The following is a 657-nucleotide window of genomic DNA, read 5'->3' as shown; positions in this document are numbered from 1 at the left end:
CCGCGCTCGGTCAGCCGGGACGCCGCGATCTCGGCGATGACCTTCTCGATGGTGTCGGCGTCGGAGTCGACCGCGCCGGTGCAGGACATGTCGCCGACGGTGCGGTAGCGCACCCGCCGCTTCTCGACGCTCTCGCCGTCCTTCGGGCCGCCCCACTCGCCCGCGGTCAGCCACATGCCGGAACGCCGGAACACCTCGCGCTCGTGCGCGTAGTAGATCTGCGGCAGTTCGATGTCCTCGCGGGCGATGTACTGCCACACGTCCAGCTCGGTCCAGTTGGACAGCGGGAAGACACGGACGTGCTCGCCGGGGGCGTGCCGGCCGTTGTACAGGTTCCACAGCTCGGGGCGCTGGCGGCGCGGGTCCCACTGGGAGAACTCGTCGCGCAGGGAGAAGACGCGCTCCTTGGCGCGGGCCTTCTCCTCGTCGCGGCGGCCGCCGCCGAAGACCGCGTCGAACCTCTCGCTCTGGATCTTCTCGGTGAGCGGGAGCGTCTGCAGCGGGTTGCGGGTGCCGTCGGGGCGTTCCTTGAGCACACCGCGGTCGATGTAGTCCTGGACCGAGGCCACATGCAGGCGCAGCCCGTGTGCGGCCGCCACCCGGTCCCGGTACGCGAGGACCTCCGGGAAGTTGTGTCCCGTGTCCACGTGCAGCAGG

The 657-nt window shown here is 70.6% G+C and carries 1 protein-coding gene; it reads right to left on the bottom strand.

The features are described from left to right. Positions 1 to 657, bottom strand: a 657-nt coding sequence (cysD, locus tag IH25_RS0136745; protein WP_030621360.1) for a sulfate adenylyltransferase subunit CysD, incomplete at both ends; no start/stop codon positions are given.

This window comes from Streptomyces achromogenes subsp. achromogenes (assembly GCF_000720835.1).
Taxonomy (GTDB): domain Bacteria; phylum Actinomycetota; class Actinomycetes; order Streptomycetales; family Streptomycetaceae; genus Streptomyces; species Streptomyces achromogenes.
Note: the sequence above shows the minus strand (reverse complement) of the source record. Positions and strands in the feature narration are given on the sequence as shown.